This window comes from Acinetobacter lwoffii, from assembly GCF_024129355.1.
Classification (GTDB): Bacteria; Pseudomonadota; Gammaproteobacteria; order Pseudomonadales; family Moraxellaceae; genus Acinetobacter; species Acinetobacter lwoffii_I.
The window spans coordinates 1-24,008 of record NZ_JAMXXP010000028.1 but is presented as its reverse complement, the minus strand read 5'-3'; the positions used below and the strand labels follow the sequence as shown (position 1 = coordinate 24,008).

At 40.0% G+C, this 24,008-nt stretch carries 13 protein-coding genes and 3 pseudogenes; 3 read left to right on the top strand and 13 right to left on the bottom strand.

Translation table 11 applies throughout. The features are described from left to right. Positions 1–2: 2 nt before the first annotated feature. The 5 genes and pseudogenes from NI468_RS12255 to NI468_RS12235 form a co-directional block, all read right to left on the bottom strand. A complete protein-coding gene (locus NI468_RS12255) occupies positions 3–6,017 on the bottom strand; it encodes an SdrD B-like domain-containing protein (RefSeq protein ID WP_253102139.1) in 6,015 nt (2,004 codons plus the stop codon). Positions 6,018–6,086: 69 nt separating this feature from the next. Further along, complete coding sequence (locus NI468_RS12250) at positions 6,087–8,939, bottom strand: DUF7619 domain-containing protein (protein WP_253102137.1); 2,853 nt, start codon at positions 8,937–8,939, stop codon at positions 6,087–6,089. Between the two features lie 39 nt (positions 8,940–8,978). Beyond that, a complete protein-coding gene (locus NI468_RS12245; RefSeq protein ID WP_253102135.1) occupies positions 8,979–9,461 on the bottom strand; it encodes a hypothetical protein in 483 nt (160 codons plus the stop codon). 255 nt (positions 9,462–9,716) lie between these two features. Next, positions 9,717–10,606: pseudogene (locus NI468_RS12240) on the bottom strand (IS5 family transposase). Between the two features lie 174 nt (positions 10,607–10,780). Further along, a pseudogene (locus tag NI468_RS12235) lies at positions 10,781–10,990 on the bottom strand (MscL family protein); the annotation flags it as partial. Positions 10,991–10,992: 2 nt separating this feature from the next. Here NI468_RS12235 and NI468_RS12230 point away from each other — a divergent pair. Further along, positions 10,993–11,535: pseudogene (locus NI468_RS12230) on the top strand (IS66 family transposase); the annotation flags it as partial. Positions 11,536–11,691: 156 nt separating this feature from the next. Here NI468_RS12230 and NI468_RS12225 read toward each other — a convergent pair. The 8 genes from NI468_RS12225 to NI468_RS12190 all read right to left on the bottom strand — a co-directional run bounded on the left by NI468_RS12225 (position 11,692) and on the right by NI468_RS12190 (position 21,762). Continuing rightward, positions 11,692–12,306 (bottom strand): hypothetical protein, encoded by a 615-nt coding sequence (locus NI468_RS12225; RefSeq protein ID WP_004646188.1) that lies wholly within the window; start codon positions 12,304–12,306, stop codon positions 11,692–11,694. Further along, on the bottom strand, positions 12,299–13,792 hold the full coding sequence (locus tag NI468_RS12220) for an alkaline phosphatase (protein WP_253102133.1): 1,494 nt from the start codon (positions 13,790–13,792) through the stop codon (positions 12,299–12,301). Before NI468_RS12220 ends, NI468_RS12225 begins: the two co-directional genes overlap by 8 nt. Further along, a complete protein-coding gene (locus tag NI468_RS12215; RefSeq protein WP_420909033.1) occupies positions 13,789–15,363 on the bottom strand; it encodes an alkaline phosphatase in 1,575 nt (524 codons plus the stop codon). Before NI468_RS12215 ends, NI468_RS12220 begins: the two co-directional genes overlap by 4 nt. A gap of 12 nt (positions 15,364–15,375) precedes the next feature. Beyond that, the gene (locus NI468_RS12210; RefSeq protein WP_004646185.1) at positions 15,376–16,155 is read right to left on the bottom strand and encodes an energy transducer TonB; all 780 of its coding nucleotides are present in this window, start codon (positions 16,153–16,155) and stop codon (positions 15,376–15,378) included. Next, on the bottom strand, positions 16,152–16,598 hold the full coding sequence (gene tolR, locus NI468_RS12205) for a protein TolR (RefSeq protein WP_005104756.1): 447 nt from the start codon (positions 16,596–16,598) through the stop codon (positions 16,152–16,154). The genes NI468_RS12210 and tolR overlap by 4 nt, the downstream gene beginning before the upstream one ends. Positions 16,599–16,604: 6 nt before the next feature. Then, positions 16,605–17,291 carry a protein TolQ gene (gene tolQ, locus NI468_RS12200; RefSeq protein ID WP_004646183.1) on the bottom strand — a complete coding sequence of 229 codons (687 nt, stop codon included), beginning with the start codon at positions 17,289–17,291 and terminating at the stop codon, positions 16,605–16,607. 72 nt (positions 17,292–17,363) lie between these two features. Beyond that, positions 17,364–19,331, bottom strand: a complete 1,968-nt coding sequence (locus NI468_RS12195; RefSeq protein ID WP_253102131.1) for a phytase — start codon at positions 19,329–19,331, stop codon at positions 17,364–17,366. Positions 19,332–19,389: 58 nt separating this feature from the next. Continuing rightward, positions 19,390–21,762 (bottom strand): TonB-dependent receptor, encoded by a 2,373-nt coding sequence (locus NI468_RS12190; protein WP_253102129.1) that lies wholly within the window; start codon positions 21,760–21,762, stop codon positions 19,390–19,392. 444 nt (positions 21,763–22,206) lie between these two features. On the opposite strand from NI468_RS12190, the gene NI468_RS12185 reads away from it, so the two are divergent. Next, positions 22,207–23,094, top strand: coding sequence for a GGDEF domain-containing protein (locus NI468_RS12185; protein WP_228127475.1), 888 nt, complete (start codon positions 22,207–22,209; stop codon positions 23,092–23,094). Beyond that, positions 23,091–23,951: an AraC family transcriptional regulator gene (locus tag NI468_RS12180; protein ID WP_253102127.1), complete on the top strand. Its 861-nt coding sequence runs from the start codon at positions 23,091–23,093 to the stop codon at positions 23,949–23,951. The genes NI468_RS12185 and NI468_RS12180 overlap by 4 nt, the downstream gene beginning before the upstream one ends. Positions 23,952–24,008: the final 57 nt, after the last annotated feature.

Sequence of the window (24,008 nt, the reverse complement as noted above, 5' to 3'; positions counted from 1 at the left end):
GTTTATCGTCCTTGCTCTGGCTCTAAAGATAAATTGGTCTTCGCAGTTTTGCGGCCAAATAAATCCTCATCAAACTTGAATCTAAATCTTAAATACGCGCCTTCACCTGTAGAGCTTGTATTCGCAAGTTCATCGTCTTGATAGCCCAAGAAGTTATAGCCTGCCGATACCCAAAGATTGGCCGCCAACAAATAACCCAATTCCGCACCTACTAAATAACGTGTTCCGCCGCCTCGATTCGCCCATAATGCACCTGATTGCAGACTCATATCCCAGCGTTCATTCAAATCATAAATCATACGACCGCTGATCAATTGTGTTAAAGCATCACTGTTAATACCATATTCATTCAGCTCAGACCATTTAGCAGCATACTGTCCTGATAAAGTCAGTTGACGTTGCGGATGGTAGTTGGCATGTATAGAAGTGACATAAGATTCACGCTTAAATGCTGCTTCCAAATCTGTGGCATTGTCTTCGTAGTAATATTCAAACTTCGATAAAATATCCAACTGGTTTTGGTCAAAATCACGCCATGCATAGCCCAATTGGAAACGGTTACGTAAATGATCCCCCTGTTCTACATCTTTGTTATCCACAAAATTTAGGGTGTTTTTAGTTAGTACTGTTGCATCGTCCGATAATTTATATGCATAACCGATTGTATTAATAATCGTATCTGAAGTGTCTGCCCGGCGGCCTTCTAAACGTGTGGTCGCTTTCCAGATATCATTCGCTAAATATTCAAGACCAAGGCTTAGCGCTGTTGCATCATTGCTGGTATTGTCTTCATTTTTAGACAATGACTGAATACGTTCAAAGCTGCTGCTGACATAGACACGCGGCTTAATTTGCCAGCGATTGCGTAGGCCCAATGCTGCTTCAGCTTCACGGTTGCTCATGCCGTCGCCAACACGGTATTCACTGAACGCTGAACCATCTTTCATATAATTGCTGGAAATACCAAATACCGTACTATTCGTTTCCTCCGTTGTATTCATAGAATACAGGCCATCAATCGCAGAAATTACTTCGTGACGTGCATACAATTCTGTATTTGGAAGCACCTTTACTGTGCCGCCTAATGCCAAAACCTGTTTCTCTGAGTCAGATAAATCCTGCTCATATTCTGCAAATGCAGTTGCGCCTTTCCACGGCAAATTGCCAGTAAATTTAATTCGGCCTGTTGTGCCGTTATATGGACCTAAACTTTCAGTCGCTAAAGTCGCCGCATTAACCGTTTCATCGTAATGGCGCAGGCCCAATTCAATCGCCAGCACCTTAAAGAAATTACGCTCTAAACTTGCAGATATGCCTGTACGCACACCGCTATTGCCCTGATCTTCTGTACGGATAGCCTCTACACGCGCCAAACCGATGTTGGTAATTGGAGCAGATGCTTTAATGCCGCTTTCTTTACGTCCCGCGTTAATAGTGGCAGCATCATTTTGAAAACCATCTTCGGCCTGCTGATGATAAGCGCGGACATTGGCAAAGCTTGGCGCATATTCAAACTCAATACGGCCTGCAGTGCCTTTTTGCTGATCTGAACTGCTGCTGTTGATTTGCGTGATTTGGTCAGCGTTACCATCGGTATTTTTAGACTGCGCGATTTCAGCAATTAATTTACCGTATTGACCCACTTTTAGCACAGTATTCACACTGGCAATTTGCTCTTCCTGCAATGGATCATTACTTTGTACAAAAGAGCCACCTATTTTTAAATGGCTTTTTACTGCATAACTGAAACTTAAACCGCCAACTTCATATTCCTCACCAATCTCTTCTGCTTCAACAGTGATGCGGATATAATTTGGGTTCAAATCTTTATCGACACTTGCGACTGCCTGCTTTAGATAGATGCTGTTGCTATACGTATCAATTTCATAATCTGAAAACCGCGTTAAAGTTTGTTTAGCAATAATTAATCCCGGATTATTGCGGTCACGAGTGATTACTTCAACTTTTTCACTATTTTCTAAAATCAAATCATTTGAAATAGAACCTAGGCTATACGGGCCAGTAATACCCATCGCACGGTTTTCAGTGATCACTTGCCGTGATTTAGTTTGCGCGCCAAACGCTGCTGCCTGAAGCTTATCTCCATCATGACCCAGTTTTACACCCGTTAATGAACGGTTATATTGACCTAATGCCAAGCCTTCGTCTTTCTCTGTACGCGTTACATAGTCACCGTACATAGCATATGAACGACCTTTGTCTAAACGAACATACAGCTTGCTCGTTGATTGCGCTTCAAAACCTTTGGCGGCAGCATCGCCATAAACTGGATAATATTCATCTGGCTGAATATCACGAAATAAACGCTGTTTCGAACTCTTATTCGAATCATAAGCAAGCGTCAGCAGATAATCGCCTTTAACCTTCCCTTTAATAAACATTGCTGTACGGCCAGTTAAAGATGTATCACCCCAATCAGCAATCTCATTTAATTCATCTTCAAAGCCATCATTTTGATTTACGCTATGCAGCTTGTCACTATCAAAATTATTGAAGTTAATTGAACCTTCAACTAAACCAACGGCAATGAGCGGACGCAAATCAGCTTGGAATTGAATATCAATTTCCTGCTCCAGCAAACCGCTGCTGACACGCAGCTTGCCGCGTCCCGGGATGCTTGGTGAAATGATTGGCACAATCATTTCACCACCGTCAATAAAGGTCTGAATACCTGGCTCATTCGGATTCATATCCTGCAAGTCAATCAAGCCTAAGTCACTTTCCAGTGTCAGCTGAGTACGTGTTGCAACCTTGACACCTTGTTTATCTTGCAGCTGCACTGCTATTTGTAGTACATCACGGCCATTCGCCATCACTAGCTGATTCGGCTGATTTATTTTTAGCTGATGAACTCCACCCGGCACTATCACAGTGATACTCTGGCTTTCACGTACGGTGCCAAACAAATCTAGCTGCTGTACTTGTAGAGTATTTTTTCCAGTCTGCAGTTCAACACCAACATATTCTACGCCCTGCTTGCGCTGATCTTCCAAGATTGCTAGTTTACCGCGCTGCTTTTCTTGCACCTCAGCACCATTCACCAAGATTTTAAGCTGAGTGCCCGCAGCACCTTGAATTTGTACCGAAGTCTGAGCAAAAGGCAGCACTTGCCCTTCTTTTAAATTTAATATTTCTAATTGATTGTTGTCACTGCGTTTTAAATAATCCTCCAAGTTCACTAAAATAGGAGGTTTGACTGGATCAATGACCAGCTGTGTCTGTTTGCTGCCCTGAACAGCATCTTTATTCAGCAGACAATTCTGATCATTGTCATTGGCTAAGCAGCCTTGTGTATTTTCATTACGCGTACTGCTGTCTAAATAAGACGGCACATCAATCGACAGCTGTTTATTAATCGCTTTTTCAAGATTCAAATTACTTGAATTAATTTTATCTTGACGCTGTTTCACGGCCTCATTCAATGGCGTAGAACAAGTACCCGCCTGATCTGCCATCGCAAAATCTGCACGGTGCAACTCGCCGCGCTTAACATCAACAAAGCGGCTCGATGGATCACCGGCATTACGGTTCGATTGCGTAATTAACTCTACGCCTGCCGGCAGTGTCGTGCGGTCTAATTTGAGGACATGCGTTTTCGGTGAAATACCGTAGAAGTCATATTTGCCTTCTCGGTCTGTGATGATATAGCTACCATCTTCCATGTATAGACGTACACCTGGTACACCTAATTCACCTTTATCCTGCATACCATTGCGGTTACAGTCGGTATAAACCTTACCCACCACAAAGGCATCTGAACTGAATACTCCAGGCCGCACTTTCACTTTTGCCTGCGCTTCATTTGAGCTTAGACCTGAACGGTCGACTACACGAGCACGGTTAATACCGTCTCCATTCAGCGCATTTGGCCCAACCAAAACACGGTATTCAATTTTCGCTGTAGCATTCACAGCAAGATCGCCTAAGCCTAGAGTCAAATATGGCCCTTTTCCGCCTTCTGGATCTGGTGCAGGTTTGCCGTTAACCCGCATTGTGCTTGGCACATAGCTAAAACCGCGCGGTAAAGTATCTTGCAGTTTAATATCACGCGCCAGCACGTCGCCATTATTCGTAACTGAAATACTATAATTAGTAAAATCACCCAATTCGACTACCGTATCACGTGCAGTTTTTTTCACCATAAGACCAGATTCGCTCAGCATCGGGTCAATTGGTATATCGATATTGGGTACAGGGCTATTGGATGCAAAAGTAAACATGCCGCCATAAGAGTAGTCAGAATGCACTGCCAGCCCATTAAATGATGTGATCGGGTATACCAACTGATCACTGACAAAACTGTAGCCTTTGTCTGGAATCGTTGAGGTATCTACCAAAAGTTTGTAATTTCCTGGAACTACCAGCGGATAAACAAACTCACCTGTTGCTGAAGTTACCTGCTTTGCAGGCATAGAAATGAGCGCACCCGTATTACGGTCTATAGTAAACGCAACATTTGCACCAATCGGCTGGTCGTATTCATCGACTAAGGTTACTGTAGCGCCAGCCACAGGTTTTTGTGTTTTTGAATCAAAAACAATACCGTATGGATCAATTAGAACCTGAGTCGACACCTCATTGATTGGTGTCGTAACCTGACCTTGTTCATCTAAGCATTCAACTAAACTAATGTTGACTTCATCACGCTTCAAGGTTTGCAGCTTGAGATCAGCTAAGTTTTTAACTGTATTTTCTTCTGTTTCCAACTCAAAATAGAACAGTCCAGAATTTTCATCACTTTCAACAGCAGAAACCACAACAATATCACCAGTCAATTTTGACTGGATCTGAATACGAACTTGTTCTTTGCCAAAACGGTTTGCATTACAAATTGCAGCATTGGTTTTTAAATAAATCGGCTCATTGACTTTGCCTGTGTAAATGCTGGATGCATAGTCACCCGTGGTGCTGTCAATAGTCGGTTTACCGACAATATCTGTTTTAACCTTATCCGACAGGGTCTTTTTATCCGTTTGTCCAGTACGGTGTAAAACATAAGCTTCATTCACCAAAGTGGTATAGCTGACTGAAGCTGATGTTTTTACTGCAAGCTGAATCGTGCTTTTTTTCCCTGCAGCAAAAGGCTTTTTATAGGCCATGACAGCATGACCTATTTTTGTTTTATCATTAGGAAATTGAGTCAAATACTGGCCTTCCGCAGTGCGGTATAAAGCCACTGCGTCTGGGTCATTATCTGCAGTCTGAATATCTTCAAAAATAGTATTCGGCGGCAACGGGTCTTCAACAATGACCCATGACTCTTTTTGACCATCTACGGTAATTTCCGCAGGTGTAACCTGCAGTGAAGCAGAGTTCGTCACTGTCAGGGTATAATTTAAACGATGTTCTCGGTTATTTGCAGTAATTAAGGTTTGATCAACCGCTTTTTCTATTCTTAGTTTCGGCGTAAAAACTTGTACAGGGTCTTTTACTGTTTTCTTCTGTATAGGCTCTTCACGGATTTGCGCGCTAAGCGGTAGCTCTAACTTTGCCTGATCTGGAGCTAGCAAAGACGTATCAGCCGCAACCCACAGGTAAACAGTCTGATTAGGCGCCAGCTGCAACCCGTCAGTGATTAAAGTATCAGAAATATCAAACACGCCATCTTGATTGGCGTCTACATAAATTTTTATATTAGATAAATGATTAATAGATGCAGTTTTAAAATCAAACCATGCATCAGTATTACTTGTATTCGTTACTTGGTTCAGCCAAATTACTTTCGAACCGGCTTCAACTTGTTTCATTTGGTCAGGAAATAGCTCTAAACCATAAAATTTTGCAACTTCAACATTAACGGCATTGGATTGGGTAGTCCGCAGCACTTGTCCGCCCTGCAAATCACTCACCTCATAGCTTGCGTAAGCAATATTCTGAATGATTTGACCTGCTGTCGGCATTGCAGCATGACCCTGTTGAGCAAAAAGCAAAGCAGATGCAAAAGCAGATGCTGAAAGTGCATCTATCTTTATGTTCATCACTTTTTTATTTGACATAACCCCAACCCAACAAAAAAAATAATTTAAATGCCTCTTCCTAAAAAGAGGCAGCACAAAAATAAAGGATTATTGAGAATCAACTTGGACCGCAAATTTTAATTCAGCTGTAGCTGCTGGTGTTAATGTACCAACAGCGTACTTCAACTCTTTCGTACCAGTAGCCGGTGCTGCAGCAGCAGGATCAGCTGAGCCAGTGAGATAAGCGGTATAGCTTGGCACCATATCCGTAATCACCACATTTTCTGCATCAGCATTACCGTCATTGCTTGCTACGATTTTGTAGTAAACACAATCACCTGGTTTTGCATCTAGTTTAGTTTCAGCATACGCTGTTGGAACACTCTCACATTTCGCAGAAAGTGCTTGTGTTTTCACTAAACGCACTTGGCCTAAGTTGATCACCGTACGGTCTGTAATACTTACATTAGAAGGTGTTGGAGCAGCCTTATAGTTTGGATAGATTGTTTCATCATTAAATGCAGGATTCTTCACAGATGCTGCAGGTTTAAACGTTACAACTGTCGTATCCGATTCGCCGGCTGAAGCTGTTGCAGGCGCTTCAACTTTGACAAGAATAGAGACTGATTCTTTTGGAGATAAACCAGCTGCCGTATTCGTAGTATTGATGGTTGCCAATATAGCAGCTAATGATGCTGTACGATCAGCTTCCGTCGCACCTGTAATCAACTCGTTAGCTGATTGCTTTCCATCACCATCAATATCAACATAAACAGAAGTATTTACACCCGAAAGTGTCGAAGTCCAGTCAATGTTTAGCGGATAAGGTCCTGCACCTTCCAATACGTTGCCGATGTTGGTTAAGGTATGGCTGTATACAATTGTGCCGCCTGGTGCGACCTGACCTTGACGGTCTGGAGTAAAGGTCAGCTGGCGCTGTTCTTCCACACCTACATTAAAGGTAATGTTATCGCTGGTTCCCGTAGCTGGCGACTTAATTTCAACTTTAATATCTTCCTTTGTACCAGCAAGTGTATCTGCTGGTGGCGTAACCACTAAACAGAAACTTTTTGACTCACTTGGTTTAATATTGCCAGAGTTCGCCACTTTTGCTGTTGTACAGTTGCCAGAACTATCTTTTTCAAAAATTTCTACCGTCCAGCCCGCAGGTACATCAGGCACAGTAATGATATAGTTGTCCGAAATATTGCCTTCATTTTTGATGGTGATATCGAAGGTTGTCGGTGTTGCTGGCGGTGTTGTTGCATTATCTACTGGAGTAGAAGTGCCCGCACCTGTACCTTTTTCGCCACCTGTTGTCGGCTTATTGACCAAGTCAACTTTATTCTCTGTCAGTTCAGAAATTATTAGTTTTAAGGTGTCCTTTTGCGCATTTTTAACCGAAGTGCTAACCATAGTAATACCCACACCAGGTTCTAATACTTTTTCCCCATTTGGCAAAGTCACGCGAACAACAAATTGTAATTTATCCCCAGCCGCAATCGGACCTGTATCGACAATACCGTCACCATTGGTATCGGTTGCAGGTGTATTGCCATCTGCTTTTAAAATTTCAACAATAGCGCCATCTGGTAGTTTGCCAAATCCGCTAATCACTGTTTTGTCTACAGTTAAATTATAAGTATCCGTTGAATTGCCGCGGTTATGCACAACAACCATATCACCTTCGGTGCTAGATTTACCAAATACAACCGGTACGCCTTGCTGACCAGCAATTGTGATTTTGTCATCACCAACTGCACCTGATACAGTTATTGAGCCACCATCCTTAAAGCTATCTAATTTAGAATCGTTAATTGAACCGTCATAAGTACCTTCAACAACTACAATTGATGGGTTCGATGGTACTGTTGTCGGGTTATTTGGATCGGTCGGTGTTGGCGGCGTATTCGGAGTAGTAGGAACATCCGTCATATCTACAGGAGCTTTCGGGCCGTCCGGATCTAATGGATTTTGAGGTTTACCGTCAGGGTCAACATACGCGGTGTTTTTAATATCGCCCGCATTGGTCGTATCAAGCACTTTCACCTTAAAGGTTAGTTTGCCTGAAGTATTCGGTGCTACGCTTGCAATGTTATATAAAAATGCATGTTTAGTTGAATCATATTCAAACTTGTCTGCATCTGCCTTATCGTCAGTTAGCGGTGTTGTACCGCCATTAAGACGCGCTGAATCTTTAAGATATTCAACTGTTTTCGGCAATACGTCAAAAATTGCAACATTTGTGGCCGTAGTATTACCAGTATTTTTAAAAGTTAATGTATATTCAATTTCCTTGCCAACTTGCGTCACGCTAACATTAGCCGCTTTGGTAATTTGCAGTACAGCACCTGTAGTAATTCTTGTAGTATCAGTATTTGATTTCACAGCCACGGTATAAAGTGACGCAGTTTGCGCTGTTGCAGTAATTTCTAATTTATCCAGCTGACCTTGCATTGCCGTACTTGGTGTAGTTGCAACCACCACTAAGCCTACAGACTCGCCAGCTGCCAGCTCAATCAGATCAGTGCCAGTTAATGCAACGTTGCTGTCCGCCATACCGTCTTTATTGCGGTCAATATAAATCGCATACTTGCCGCCACTGCTGAAATCAAATGTCGTATTAGAGTCATCAATATCTTTAAGTCCAATACTGAATTTATCAGTACCATTACCCGTGTTTGTTAAGATATGTGAGAACGTGACCTGACCATTTGGGGTGGTTTGTGCACTGCGGTCAGCTTCTAAAGTAAAGCTGCCAATTTGCGCCACTAATGTTTTCACTTCATTCGAAGTCACTACACGTTCTGTGCCGGTATTATCTGTATACGTTGCTGTTGCAACGTTACTAATATTTGTACCCGCCAATGGAACTGCAGCCATAGTCTGACTACTGAATGACACCCCGCCAGCAACTGCTAAAGCGGCAGCGACTGTGCTTAACTTAAAAATATTTTTCATAAAAAAGTCCAACGATAAAGTCTGATTAAGACCAAAAAATTATTCTGAAGCGTTCACTTTAACTTGAGCAGAAACCGTAATTTTTTGCTTCGGTTTCAACTCGCTTACACTCCATTGCAATACACGGTATTCACGCAGCGGAACATTCACTTTTTTGCCATTTTCCATACGCGTTAGCGGTGCTTTGGCAAATGTTTTTCCATCTAAAGAGGCATATGTATCTTTGGGCATGCTTAGCCCTGTATAAGTTACATACTCAGGAAGAGGTAAATTCAATTTCAAATTTTTCAGAGAATTCGCTGACGTATTTATATAGTTAACTCGATATTCCAAAGTGCTATTTGGCTTAACTTGATCGGTTGCTTTTAACTCTTTAGACGGTTTTTTATTTTCTTCAACCTGAAACACTTTCATTTGTGCTTCTAATAATGGATTACTGTTGGCATTAACTGCGCTTGATGCTCCACCCACGAAAGAAGTTAGAAAAACTAGATAAAACCCTTTTTTCATTTGCATAGACATAAAATATAGTTTGATTAATTACAATATCTATATGTTACAACAAAAAAATTATAATCAGATATTAGTTATAAGTTTTTTGAATATATTTTACAGTTTTTTTGTAAACGACACGCCAATCTCAACTTTTAATTAACCCGAATTACAGATAAGAAAACCGATTGGAAAAAAGATGGTTAGAGCCATTTAGAAAGTTACTACACCAAGGCTTTGTTGCATAAACATTCAAAAGCTGAATTTCCCTTAAGCCATTCAAATTTAAGTGACAACTTGGGTGTGAGGTCGACCTAATTCCGTAAATCTGTTGAGGACTGCTACACGTGCATGAATCTCATTCACTTGGCTATCAAAACTCCTTGCACTGAGTTTATCTCCTAATAATTTAATGCAGTGCATCTTAGTTTCAACCAAACTGCGACGGTGATAGCCTGACCATTTCTTCCATCCTTACCATTTTTTCCATAGAGCCCTGCCTAAACATTTAACGGTTCGAAGTAATTCATTTCGCTCTAGCGAGCTAATCTTTGTATCTTTCCAAGGTTTCGCATTTTTTCTTGGTGGAATCACGCATGCGCTTGTCGGTCTGCGATTACCTGACGGCATTGCTTGGTGTCATAAGCCCCATCAGTATAGACGGAGTCTATCTGTTCTTCTTGTGGAATCTGATCAAGTAAATCACCAAGCACCTGTGAATCACTCACATTGTTGGTTGTAAGCTGTATAGCGCGTATTTGAAGGGTTTCAGCATTGATATCAATATGCAATTTACGCCATTGGCGACGATATTCAGGCTGATGTTTTTTACGTTTCCATTCGCCTTCACCTAAAAACTTTAAGCCAGTAGAATCGACGAGTAGGTGGAGACCATTACTGCTTTTTTGATAGTTAATTGCAATATCAATATGCTTTTGTCTTCTACAAATAGTGGAATAATCTGGGGCTGTCCAATCTAATCTACAAAGATGAATGAGACTTTGAACAAAGCCATTGACCATACGTAAAGACAGACGGAATAGAGATTTAATCATCAGACAGCATTGGATAGCGGCATCAGAATAAGTTTGATTGCGACCATGTTTACCTTGTGGCTGCGCATACCATTGCGTTTCCGGATCAAACCAAATTGTTAATTTACCACGATTGATCAAAGCGCGATTGTAGGATGATCAATTGGTTGTACGATAAATTTTAGGTGTGGGCTTATTCATTTGAGAATTACATTGCTGAATAAGCCCTTAGAGGTAGGTTTGTGCAACAAAGCCACTTAATAGAACAGTAGAAATCAAAAAACGACCCTTTGTGGGTCGTTTTTTACTTAATAATTAGATTGATGAACGTTTTTTCAATTCATCACGAATTTCACGAAGCAGTTCAATATCAGCTGGCGTTGTTACTGTTTCCTCTACTGCACCTTCTTGTTTCCGTAAACGATTCATAACTTTAACCAACAAAAAAACCACCCAAGCGAGGATGAGAAAGTTTAAGAAAATAGTTAAAAAGTTACCATATATCAAAACATTCACCCCAGCTTTGACGTAAATTTCATGAGTTGCATGTGACCGGGAAAAGTCAGATTGCAGAACAGGCTTTGTTCTTGATTCAGAAGCTGTATGCGATAGAGGCTGAAATAAGAAAAAATACCGACGGTACAGCAGAACAACGCTATAAGTACCGGCAACAGTATAGTCAAGCTGTTATGCAGCAACTCTATGAATGGCTGACACAACATCAACTTGCAGTACCCTCAAGCTCTGCAACTGCTAAAGCTATTAATTACAGCCTAAAACGTTGGGAAGCCTTAAGCCGTTATCTAGATGATGGCAATCTACCTATTTGCAATAATTGGGTCGAGAATCAAATGCGGCCTTGGGCTTTGGGGCGTAAGAACTGGTTATTTGCAGGTTCGCTGCGCAGTGGTCAGCGAGCGGCAAATATCATGACTTTAATCCAGTAAGCAAAACTGAATGGGCTGGATCCGTATGCCTATTTAAGTGATGTACTGAAAAGGCTGCCGACACATAAAGTGACCCAAATAGAAGAATTACTACCACACCGTTGGAAATCCGACCAAAATTAAAAAATAGGCATGGGATTCAGCGGACGCTTACCAGTGAAATCAGCTTATTAAAAAAATTAAAGGTATAGGTTTTCCCCAAGTTACCCGAACATCTATCCAAAAAAAATTCTGCAGATTTTTTTGAACATATAGAAATATATATACTTTCTGAACAGATCAATCACTAAAGTCATCATACTGTTTTAAATTAAGTTTATACAATTTATCCCAATCCATTTCTTGAGTTGGTAAAGGCTTTACTTGAAACGAGTTATAGCCTTTATGATGGGTAGCTTTATAGTTTTTAACAATATCGCGTTGGCTATTATAGTCCAAATGAATGTGCCCATTTTTTATGTTGTTCTTCGGTGTCGTAGAGTGAGGTAAAAGAGATGAGTAACACTCCCAACAATTACTAAAGCCCAAAATTTCCTGATTAATCTCATTAAGATGGATACGTTGATTTTCATCAAAGTCAACTAATTGAATGGTCAAGCGCTTGGTTTCAGGCTCCCTAGCTATCCAGATAGACATATTTGAAATATCAAAATGTTGATGCTTGCCTATATCAATATAAGAGTCACTAGGCAATCTGTTTAAACGTTTGATAAGAATGTTGCCCTGATCACGAATCATCAGATTTGAATATCGTTCAATTCGTGTAATGCCGTCATGACCTTGCTGTAGGTGTTCATAATCAATTTGAAAATGTTCAGCAGCGCGCGCGAAAGGTTTGGGAATGCATAGAATAATCAATACTAAACCGAATACGAACTGGCATTTATTATTCATGGTCAGTAAACCCTACCGCCTTGATTATTTGTTGAAAGACCCAGATATTATCTTGAGTGCCTTTGAATAAATGAGCATTTTTCCCTTCAGCAAATAACATTACATCTCCACCACCATGTGTTTCAGAACGGTCGAGTTGTACCCCAACAGCTTGTTGGTAATTATCATCAAATACCTGAGATTCAGTTACACTTTGCTGAATATTTTCTCTCTGCCTCTTACCATTACCAAAAACTAAGACGGTGTTGGTATTACCATTTACATCAAGTGAGGGAGCATGTAGTTTGCCATCTGCCATTTTTTTAGCTAAAGCATCTGGTTGTGTTGTTATTTGATAGTGATAATTTAAACCTAAAATACCTGGTTGATTTGGCGTAGTCTTTCCTGTTAGCGCATTGTAACCATTAAAAGTCATGACATGATCATGATCTGCAGTGACCACGATTAAGGTATTGCTAAGATCTACCTGCTGTATAGCTGCATGAATGGCATCATCAAAAGCTTTAGTTTCATGTAATGCGCGTTTGGCATTATTGGCATGTAAAGCATGATCAATACGTCCCGATTCCACCATTAAAAACCATCCACGTCCCTTAGACTGTGCTTCAAGCATTTGAATAGATTTTAAAGTCATTTCTGACAAACTAGGTTGTTCCACAATATTTTTATTGATTCGATCTAGGTCATAATGCAGATGAGACGTCGCTGAGAATAGCCCCAGAACTTTTTGATTCGGATTAGCGTGCTGAAGGGCGGATGCTGTTTCTACATATTGATACTTTTGAGTTTGCATTTCCTGAATTAAATGTCGTTGATCAGCACGGCCCTGTGGATTGTTGATAGCATGGTAAGGTGTCCAATGGTTACGACCACCCCCCATGAGTACATGAATCCCCTCTTTAAGTTTTGGGTTATACCCCAATCCATTTGGTACTGCCTGTACTGCAATATCAAACTTTGCATCACGATGACAAATATGAGCATAGGTTGCCGCAGGCGTTGCATGGGTTAACTCTGCAGTGGTCACCACACCAACCGCTTTACCTCGTTGTATTGCTAACTCTAAAAGAGATGGAACTGTTTGTTCAGGTATTCGAGGTTGGCATAAATTAATGGCGTTATGAATACTCTGACCATTCGCAAGTTTTAAATCTTTGGGTTCTTTTGCGAGAGTGCCTGTAGGCATGGAAATCACATCATTTTTGTTTTTTAAGCCCGTCATATAGGCACCCATAGATGGAGCACTATCTGTAGTTTGTGCATCTTCAGAATAAGTTTTAATGCGAGCACTATGTTTTAGGCGATCTATTGTAAGCTTACCAGCCTCACCAACTGCGTAAATCCGACTTGCGGTTACTGTCGTAGGTCCCATCCCATCGCCAAGAAAAAAGATAATATTTTTTGCAGGAGTATTAGATGGTGGATCAGCCATTACAGATGTACAGCCACATAATGAAATCAACAACATACTGAATTTAGATTTCATTTCTCAAATCCCATAATCTGATTAAGTCGATAAAAGACATCAATATTTTCCAAACTACCTGAAAATTGATCTGAACCTTGACCTATTGCCCCTAGAAAAACATCTGTGCCACCATGGGTCTCAGAATCCTTAAAACCAGTTTGGATAACGGCCTCCTGCTGAAAATCATCTGCAGCTGCACCTGTACACCATCCCTGATAGGAGGGTGTATAACTAAATGTATAGGATGAGGTATTCATCACAGGACGACATTCATCATCATCACGTAATTGAGTTACCGAATCATCATTTCGATTTAGAGTTGGACGCTTTTTCCCATTGCCAAAACTAATGACTGGATAGGGATTACCATTAATGTCTCGTGTTAATCCATTTTGGTTTTTTACAAGTCCGAGTACACTAGTTTGCTGTCCTGGCAGATAAGGGCCAGTACGCTCTACATAGCCATTCAACATGAGCGTGTGATCATGGTCGGCAGTGATGATAATTAAACTATTTTCGAGCAGAGGATCTTTAATTTTCAGAAAATCAATGGTTGCCTGTAGTGTGTCATCTAGCGCGATCACATCCTGAAGTGCTCGTTTTGCATTGGTATCATGCAATGCATGGTCAATCCTCCCTCCTTCAACCATCAGAAAAAAACCCTTGGTATTAGATGAAAGCTTCTGTAAAGCTATTAAGGTCATTTCCTTCAGGCTAGGTTCATTTATCTGTTTGTTCTGACGGTCTAGATCGTAATTTAAGTGGGAATCATTGAAGAGGCCTATGATTTTGCGCTGATCTGCAGGATCTAAACTGTTCAGTTGACTACGATTTTCAACAACTTGATAGCCCTGTTTTTTAAGTTCTTTTAAGAGATTACGACCATCTTGGCGTTTCCCTCCAGACTCTGTTGGCAGGAAGTGGCGTTTCCCTCCCCCAAGAATGACATCAATTCCATTTTTTAAACGCGTGTTGTAATTGCTATATCGATCTGCTTTTATCTTACTCGGTACCAATTGTGCAGCGATTTCATTTTCTGCATCACGGTGACAGATATGAGCATAAGTCGATGCAGGGGTTGCATGCGTCACTCGAGTTGTGGTCACAATTCCTGTTGCGTATTGGGCGGAAATTGCCTTTTCAAGCAAGGTTTCACTAAAAGCTTTGTTACGGTTTACTGGATCTGTATCACATTGCTGCTGTCCATTTTTTAGTTCAACGGCATTAGTTCCTGTTTGCATTGAAATGACTTCATTTTTCATTTTTACGCCGGTCATATAGGCTCCCATAGAGGGGGCACTATCAGTGACTTGAGCATTTTCTGAAAATGTTCGGACAAATGCTGTTTCTGGCAATTGATCAATGCTTAAACTTCCTGATTCACCGACCTTATAAATTCTTGCTGCAGTCAATGTCGTGATGCCCATTCCATCACCAATAAAGAACACTACTTGTTTAGGAGCTTTCACAGACATTTGACGACTAGAAACCTGTGTATCAGGAATGCCTTGGCAACCTATAAGCATACTGGTGCAGAATGAAACTCCTAGAAGTTTAAACGAGGACAGGTAATGCAAGGAGGTGAGCATATTTAGTGGCCTTTATTCAATTCGATATTCAAAGGTATTTCTAATTTTAGGTACTTCAACAGCCTGACCATTAACAATATGTGGCTGGTATTTGAACTGACGAGCCGCATTGAGTGAAGGGCGAATGAACACAGGATCACAGTCAGATAAGGCCTTAGGGTTAATAACGTGCCCTTGGGTATTCACGCTATATTCGATAGTACAGTTCCCTTCAAGTTCATTTTCCAAAGCACGCATTGGATAATCAGGTTTAAGCTTTGAAATCGGTTTATAGTTTTTCTCATCAAAGGTTGGAGGCGTTTTAACCTTTTCAGTCGCTGCAGGCTTATTTACAGGTGTAGCGGTGTTTGTTGAGACATCAGACTGGATGGGTGTAGGGGTAATATTTTTAGGCTCTTCAGCAGTGGAAGATATTATAGAAGCTGAATCATTAGTTGATGTTTTTTTAACAACTGCTTTGTCTAGGTTACTTGGTGAAGGTTTGTTTTGAGGTTGTGGCTTTGATGTCTGATTTGTTTTGACAGGTTCAGCCTGTTGAGGCGGTAAGGGCTGAACAGGGGTTGCTAAGGGTTGAGTCACTTTTGGTTCAGGTTGAGCGTGTTCAACTTGAGGTGAAGATACTGTAGTTTTGGGAAGCTGTACAAATTTAACCTGTACAGTTTTTGGCTCTACCTCTTTGATAGGACTATCAAAGTTCTGATTCAATAAACTGTAAATCACAGTTGCATGCAGTAGCGCAGTGATAGATAGAGCGACAGCAGAGCTAGAGTTGATCTGTGAGATACTGTTCACTGATCTTGCTCCTCAGTCACTAAGCCTAATTGCTCAACACCACTTTGTTGCAAAATACCAATCGTCTGAGCAACAAGTTCATAATTGGCAGTACTGTCAGCACGAATGAAAACTTGCAGGTCCTGAGGATTCTGTAACAATGGAGATAACTTCTCTTTCATTTCTGCCAAGTTGGTTGCCCGATCTGTCACTTGTTTTGTATCGACAGTTTCCCCAACATTCCAGTAGTATTGCCCTTCTTCCTGAATAGAAATAGTGATTACTTTCTGATCTTTAGGGGTGACCAATGTTTCTGCTTCTAGATTTGGTAAGTTCACTTTAATCCCCTGGGTGAGCATGGGTGCAGTGACCATAAAAATTACAAGCAGCACTAACATCACGTCGATATAAGGAACGACGTTCATTTCTGCGTTGAGCGCACGCTTTTTCTGACGTTTCTGCATCTGTTGTTAATTTCCTGCTTGTAAAAAACGTAGCATTCGAGTTTGTAACGCATTTCCGAAACTGTAGTAGCTATTAGAAATTTTTTCTGCACGTGCGCTTAGGCGGTTATAGGCAATCACAGCAGGAATAGCTGCAAATAAACCAATGGCTGTAGCAATCAAAGCTTCTGCAATACCAGGAGCTACAGCAGAAAGTGTTGCTTGCTCAAGTTGTGATAGACCAATAAAAGAATTCATGATGCCCCATACAGTTCCAAATAAACCGATATATGGGCTGACTGAACCAACTGTCGCAAGAAAGCTCAAGTGCTTTTCCAGTTTTTCTTCCTGTTCCGTGACACTGCTTAAAAGACGACGCTCAACTTGATCCGTTACCTCGACTGATGAAACCGAAGTTGTGGCATTTCTGAGGGCATTAAACTCATCTAGTCCAGCTTGGTAGATTTGTTCTAAACCACACATTTTTTGTTCAGATTCTTCTACCATGCTAAGAGGAAATTGTTGTTGGTGGAAATGCCCTAAGAAAACTTTATTTGCTAATGCTTCCTGACGCAGTTTGATCCCCTGCTTAATAATGACATACCAACTAATGACCGATGCGCACAATAATATCAGCATGACCATTTGAACAAGTAAACTGGCATGGCTAATCAGTTCCCATACTGAAAGCTGTGCCGTAGTTGGATTTGACATAAAAACCTCAATAAAATCATAATTTAATTCGAATATAGGTACAGCACGGTGCACTGTACCTGATGAAAAGTGTTATTCCAGGCCTAAGGCTTGAGCAATCTTTTCCCATGCTACATACTTATAGTTCTGATTCCCTTCTGGCATCCGCTTACGACCATCTTGAACAACCAACATACCTTGCTTCCAGACCCCACCCAGATTTGCTGAAGTCACTTCCAGCCCATCTGTTTCAGATACAGCATCAATCTCTGAGTTCAAATTGGCTGAAATTTTAAATTTTCCACGTATTTGATATGGTGCTTTAGCGTCGACTACAACGTAACTATCATCTCCTTGACTAGAAATAACCAAATAATCGCGTACTTTCCCTTTATAGATTGCAAGTCCTTCAACATCTGCCTTTACATGTTCTCCAACGCTAATAACGTTTTGCAGATTGATATGCTGAGGATCATTGAGTTTTGTGGTCCAAACAGCTTTAGCCTCTTCTCCTACATAAATACGATCATTTTCATCATCGACCACACAACCTTCTGGCTGTGATGTGACTTTGAATCTGAGCACCTCATGTGCAGTTAGACCTTTAGCGTTATTTTGAATTTTGTACTGTACAAAGGTTCCATTTTTATCATTTGGAATGGCAAAGGTTTCACCTTGTCGATTCTGATACATACAGAATCCGTATATATCCTGTAGGTCTGTAGGAAGTTTTCCTAAATCCTTAACTTGTCCCGTTTTTTGATGAATACTAAACAGATGCAAGCTGTTTTGATCACGATTAGTAGCAATCGCTAGATCTACTTTCTGTTGCCCAAGTTTGAAATTAGGTCGAATATCAACATTATTCAGACGTCCTACTTTCAAGTATTGCAACTGTTTACCTTGCAAATCATAGACTGCAAGCCCACCCTGCTTATCTGTGCCCAATACACGTGATAGATTAGGGTTTGTTGGATTAATCCAGATTGCAGGATCATCTGCTGCATCTCCACTGTTAGGCACCAAATCAGTTTCGACATCTGCTGGTAGGGCTAATACAGTCTGCGTAGAAGGCAGTTTCTGAGTGGTCCAATCAAGATCCAACATTTTGATTTCACCGTCTACAAGCAGGAGTTGTTTTTGATCTTGATTACCTTTTAGGTGAATACGTTCTGCCTCATCCACATTTTGTAAAGTGACTGGCGGAAGCTTTTCCCAAGATGTTCCTTTTATGCTGTAGCGGTAAAGGATCGCTTTTGACTCATCTATTGCTGCTAGTGCATTATCTATTAAACTCAGTCCACTGATATTCCCAAGAATAGAGCCATGTGGATCGTTTAAATCAACGGGATATCGGATGAGGTCTGCTTCAGGGTCTGCCTCATAAGACCAAATTCCTACGTTTTCTTCATTAATATAGAGCTTGGCATTATGGTCATCTACGACACAAAAACTACTATTAGGTGGCAAGCTCATTTTACGGATAAAACGAGGAGTAATTTGCGCTGAATCTTTGGACTGAATCATCCATTGCTCCCCAACCCCTTCTTCACCGATAAAGAAGCTATAAAGAGACTGATCAGAAGTAAGATATAGACAATTATCTTCAGTTTTAAACTTACGTACAGGGAGATAGGTAGGTTTTGCCCAGGTGCCTGCTTTAATATTAAAATTAAAAATTACAGGCTGCTGTTTAGAGAGATCTGTAGTCTGAATAATGAGCTGATTATTAATTATTCGATAATCAATTTTACTAAAAGAACCAGGAATATGCTGTACACGTTGACGGTCTTTATTCCACAGGCTTAAACCTTCAATTTTACTAGAAGTAATCACCTGAGCATCTGAACCTATGATCTCGACCCAATGAGCATCCTCTACTTTAATAGGTAATTTAAAAACTTGATCAACTTGAAGAGCGGGCTGATCTAGTTCTGAAAGGATATGCTCAGATTGCAGAGAGCTGCTGATATGTTTTTGCTGAGTTGGACTAGTGGATACACAGCCAGATAAAGTCAAAAATGCTGCACAAAAAGCGCTCAATTTAAAAAGTGTTGTCATGAATTTTCTCGAAATAAAAAGCACCCAAAGCCAATCTGGCTTTGGGTGAGCTAAAGGCTTAGAAGTGTGTGAATTTCAGACCAACTTTATAGCTTGGACCGTATTCTTCATATTGAGCGTTATAATTACGGTTGCTGTTATAGTTGTAATACACTTCATCAGTAAGATTCTGAGCATTAAAGAACAGTTGCATATTTTTGTTAAAATTCACATGTCCACTAAAATCAAGAAATACTTGATCATCGGTATATAAATCTTTCTCAGGATCATCGACATCCGAAACTTCATTGAGATAACGTGATTTATAGTTGGCCGCAAGACGTAGGCCGAACAGATCATTTTCCCAACCAATCATGGCATTGCCTACAACTTTGGATTGGTGTGGAAAGTTAATGGTTCTGGTCATTAGTTCACCATCTACCATGCCATCAATATCTGCTTTAGCACGGCTGAAAGTACTATTTAAGCCAAAGATAAAGTTGTTCCATTTTTGGCTATAACCCAGTTCTACACCATAAATTTTAGCAGATGAGCCGTTTTTGAAAGTTAGTGCCTCATCAAAATTAGCCCAGTCCCCTGTACCTGCTACATTGGAGTTATAAATAAAGTGCTCAATATCTTTATAAAATGCATTCATGGAAATAATGCTGGCATCACCCAAGTATTTCTCTACACCTAAATCAAAATTTGAGGCTTCAAGTGGCTTGAGATTTGGATCACCAAACTCAGCTTCATCGCCATCAATGTAAATACCTGGTCGTGACTGTTCGAAGTTCGGACGTACCACGGTATTGGTCCATGCTGCTCTTAGAATGGCATCTGCACTTAACTGATATTTAAAATGTAAACTTGGTAACCAATGATCATAATCATTTTTGGTAGAAATATTGGTGGTTTCCCCATCTAAGATTCGATAGCCTTGAGTTTCAAAAGCAGTATCTTCATAGCGTAAACCCGCAATGACGCGTAAACGATCAAAATCAATTGTATTCATGAAATATGCCGCATGAATATCTTCGGAGCTTTTATAGTCATTAATTACGGATTCTTCATCATCAACCCAATCTTCTAGGTTCAATTGAGCCAGTTGATTATGGATTGGAGCACTAGACAACGTTGGGCCGAACTGTGCAAGTTCATAGTGACCATTTTGTCCAAAATGTGCAGGTAAAGTTTGTAAATCCTCTACTTTCCAGATATCTGTATTATTCGTTTTAGTTCGCTGACTGACTTTTGCACCAAATTTAAAAACAGAAGCATAATCTTTGATCAAATAGTCTCGGCTAAGATCAAACTTGGCATTTTTCTCTTTATCTTTGGCAGTACTTTTTTCCCATTCTACTTCATCAAGCTCATACTGTGCCGGATCATACAAGCTAGCATTACCTTTAACCACGGGGATACGTGTACTTGTGTACTCTACATCCTCAAACTCACCTGCAAACCCTGCTTCAGCAATCCCACCAGGATTCTTTTCTGATGCTTCACTGTAGCCCACTTGTGTTTCTAGTGTCCATTGGTCAAAACGATTTTTGCCACCTAGTACAAAAGATTTGATTTCCTGAGTTTCCTCACGTTCTTTTAAACTGCGAACTACCTCTGCATCACTTGGAGTATGCATTGCCAATGGGTCTGAAAACTCAACACCCATACCTTGACGCGTTTCATTGTCTTTAAAGCGGCTATACAATGTCCGTAAATAGTATTCACTGTTCTTATTTGGACGATAGTCAAAATTTAGTCCGGCACCAAGTCTCTCACGTTCAATATCATATTGACGCAGTTCAGTTTCTTCTAACAGGTGATCGTCCCATGCTCCACCTGTTTCAACGTTATCTGAGCCAAAAGTGCGCTCTTGCCAACTTAGTGCTGCCGCAATACCAAGATTGTCAGTACCCGAACCTAGACTAAACTTTTGACTGACCGCGCCTGAAACTTTAGGACTATACTCTTCACGTTTATCATCATAACCACCTTCAACCGCAGCAGTATAGAACAGACCGTCATGATCAAAAGCAGATAAACTCTCTACCTCAATTGTTCCACCAAGTGAATTTGCATCCATATCTGGGGTCAAAGTTTTAACAACAGTTAATGACTGTACAAGTTCTGCTGGCAATACATCTAGCGCAACTCCACGACGTCCTGCTTCTGGTGCTGGGACTAAGGTGCCGTTAATAGTGACGGTATTCAGATCAGCTCCTAAACCTCGCACAGTCACAAAACGACCTTCACCTTGGTCACGTTCTGTAGAAACACCAGGAATACGTTGTAGTGCTTCAGCAGCGTTGTCATCTGGCAGCTTCGCAATAGCATCGGCATGTACTACACTAGCTATAGAGTTTGATTTTCGTTGTTCTTTCAAGGCTTCATTAATACTTGCTGCTTGACCTACAACACGAACATATTCAGTTTTTGTTTCTGCAGCCATACTTTGACCAATAGCTGTTATACATAAAACTAAGGTAGTGACTTTAAAAGTGAAAGGTGTTTTTTTCTTACTGCGATGAGTGCTCATTTGTTATTTCCCCAAATAGCGCAACGGCTGTTTGTTGAGCACCTTAAATATGCATAATGACTGAATGATGACAGGAAAAAAATCTAAAAATCAGAGAATAAACTTTTTAGATCATTTTGAGCTAATTTGATGGGACTATATCTTTCATTGCTCAAGTAGACTGAACTAAGTGAATGTGAATTATAGAATTAAAAGGGAGTTAAGTAGATTTTTGATATTTATAGTGAGCTAATTTGAAAAGTGGAAGAAAATATATTTGCAATGAAACTGTCATAGAATGCTGATTAGCTTTATCAAAACAATAACCACACCCCTGCTATGTTAAAACCCTTTCTACACTATCCACGACACTTTTTATTGATTATCACTGTTGCTCTGATCTGCTTAGCTTCATTTATTTTTTTTGGTAGTTTCAAAACTCAAAATGAAATTCAGGTCATTGATATTCTTGGAGAGGGGCTGGCCTGTATACTCGTTTTATTATGGATTTATCTCATTCTTAAAAGTCGCCCGAGAGGATATGTGACGAGCTATTTTTACTGGGGTCTGGTATGTGTATTTTTAGCTTTATGGATGGATGTATTGGATGAATTTATATCAATACCCAAAACACTGATTTGGGATGATTTATTAGAATCTTTTACTACACCGATAGGCTTTGTTGTACTTACTGCAGCTATGATTAACTGGCACAAAGAACAATTGGTATTGTCCAAAAAGCTACAAACTAAAGAGCATGTATTTCGGGATCATCGTTTATTTGATGCAATTACCCCCTTGGCAGATGCTCAATACTTTAAACAACAATTACAATATGAAATAAGTCAGCAAAATAATTCAGAAAAAAGCATACATCTGATGATGATCAATCTAAAGAATTTAACTTTGATCAATAGACAATTTGGTTTTGAATCAGGTAATCAAGTGCTATCTATGATTGCTCAGACGATAAGTATGAACATAAGACCTTGTGACTTAGTTTGTCGTTTAGCAGGAGATAAGTTTATTTTGATGTTAATTGATTTGACAGAACTACAAGTCGAAATGATGGCTAGAGAATTACAAAAATGTATTCAGTCACAAATATTTTATACATCTGAAGATTTTCATAAATTTAAAATAGATTGCAGCTATAGCATTAGTCAAGTACATCAAGAAAATCCAGCTGTAGAAATTCAAAAACTATATAAACAAATCAAAAGTCAGCAGCATCGAAAGCTAAAAAATGTAAAGGTTTCGGTATGAGCTATCAAAACGATCAATTGATTTTACCCACATATCTGGCCCCTGCATTATTGATTGATTTGGCTGAGCAATACGGTGTAAATCCCAATATTATTTTAAAGGGAACGCCCGTTTTTCTTGAGAGTTTGATCACAGAGAATCATGCTGTAAGTTTAGAACAACTGATACAAATGATACGAAATATGCATGAGAGTATTACCCATCCGGAAGTTCAATTTCTGTTTGGGCAACGTTATATTGAAACTTTAACTCACCCTGCCTTAAATGCAATTGCCTACAGTCAGAATATAAAAGAAGCCGTACAACGCTATGTTGAATTTCATATATTCCTAACCCCATGGTGCATTCCCGTTGCATTTTATTCGGAAAAAAAGATCATTCTATTTTGGTTAAATAATCAGGAGATCCATGCTAATTATTTAGCAATTAGTGCTATGACCGCCCTTAGGGCTATTTTGATGAATAGCATGCAAGAGGAATTGAATATTACTTATAGTTTTGTGGGTGACGAGCCAAAATTTATCGAACAATTTTGGGAACATCTTGGAGATGACATTAAGTTTAACACCCTTGTCAATGCCATGCATATCGATATTTGTGAGAGCCAACAAAAACAGAGTTATCAAACTAGTGCAATGCGTCAAGCTTATTATCGACAAGCTAATTTGGTACAACAACAGTTAGGATTAGAACAGAGTTTTCTTCAAAAAGTTTATAATTTTCTTATTCGTAATATTCATCAAGTACCGAATCTTGAAGAATGTGCTGAATATTTTCAAATGAGTATTGCTAGTTTTAAAAGAAGATTACATAAACATCATACTAGGGCGTGTCCTCATTTGAAAAATTGGTTTTAAATACTTAAAATCCTCCTTTAAGCTCTTTTGATTTCTATATTTTTTCAATGGCACGTA

Coding starts and splice junctions, on each gene's coding strand:
- NI468_RS12255 (WP_253102139.1), bottom strand. CDS start 6,017: ATGTCAAATAAAAAAGTGATGAACATAAAGATAGATGCACTTTCAGCA.
- NI468_RS12250 (WP_253102137.1), bottom strand. CDS start 8,939: ATGAAAAATATTTTTAAGTTAAGCACAGTCGCTGCCGCTTTAGCAGTT.
- NI468_RS12245 (WP_253102135.1), bottom strand. CDS start 9,461: ATGTCTATGCAAATGAAAAAAGGGTTTTATCTAGTTTTTCTAACTTCT.
- NI468_RS12225 (WP_004646188.1), bottom strand. CDS start 12,306: ATGAATAATAAATGCCAGTTCGTATTCGGTTTAGTATTGATTATTCTA.
- NI468_RS12220 (WP_253102133.1), bottom strand. CDS start 13,792: ATGAAATCTAAATTCAGTATGTTGTTGATTTCATTATGTGGCTGTACA.
- NI468_RS12215 (WP_420909033.1), bottom strand. CDS start 15,363: ATGCTCACCTCCTTGCATTACCTGTCCTCGTTTAAACTTCTAGGAGTT.
- tolR (WP_005104756.1), bottom strand. CDS start 16,598: ATGCAGAAACGTCAGAAAAAGCGTGCGCTCAACGCAGAAATGAACGTC.
- tolQ (WP_004646183.1), bottom strand. CDS start 17,291: ATGTCAAATCCAACTACGGCACAGCTTTCAGTATGGGAACTGATTAGC.
- NI468_RS12195 (WP_253102131.1), bottom strand. CDS start 19,331: ATGACAACACTTTTTAAATTGAGCGCTTTTTGTGCAGCATTTTTGACT.
- NI468_RS12190 (WP_253102129.1), bottom strand. CDS start 21,762: ATGGCTGCAGAAACAAAAACTGAATATGTTCGTGTTGTAGGTCAAGCA.
- NI468_RS12180 (WP_253102127.1), top strand. CDS start 23,091: ATGAGCTATCAAAACGATCAATTGATTTTACCCACATATCTGGCCCCT.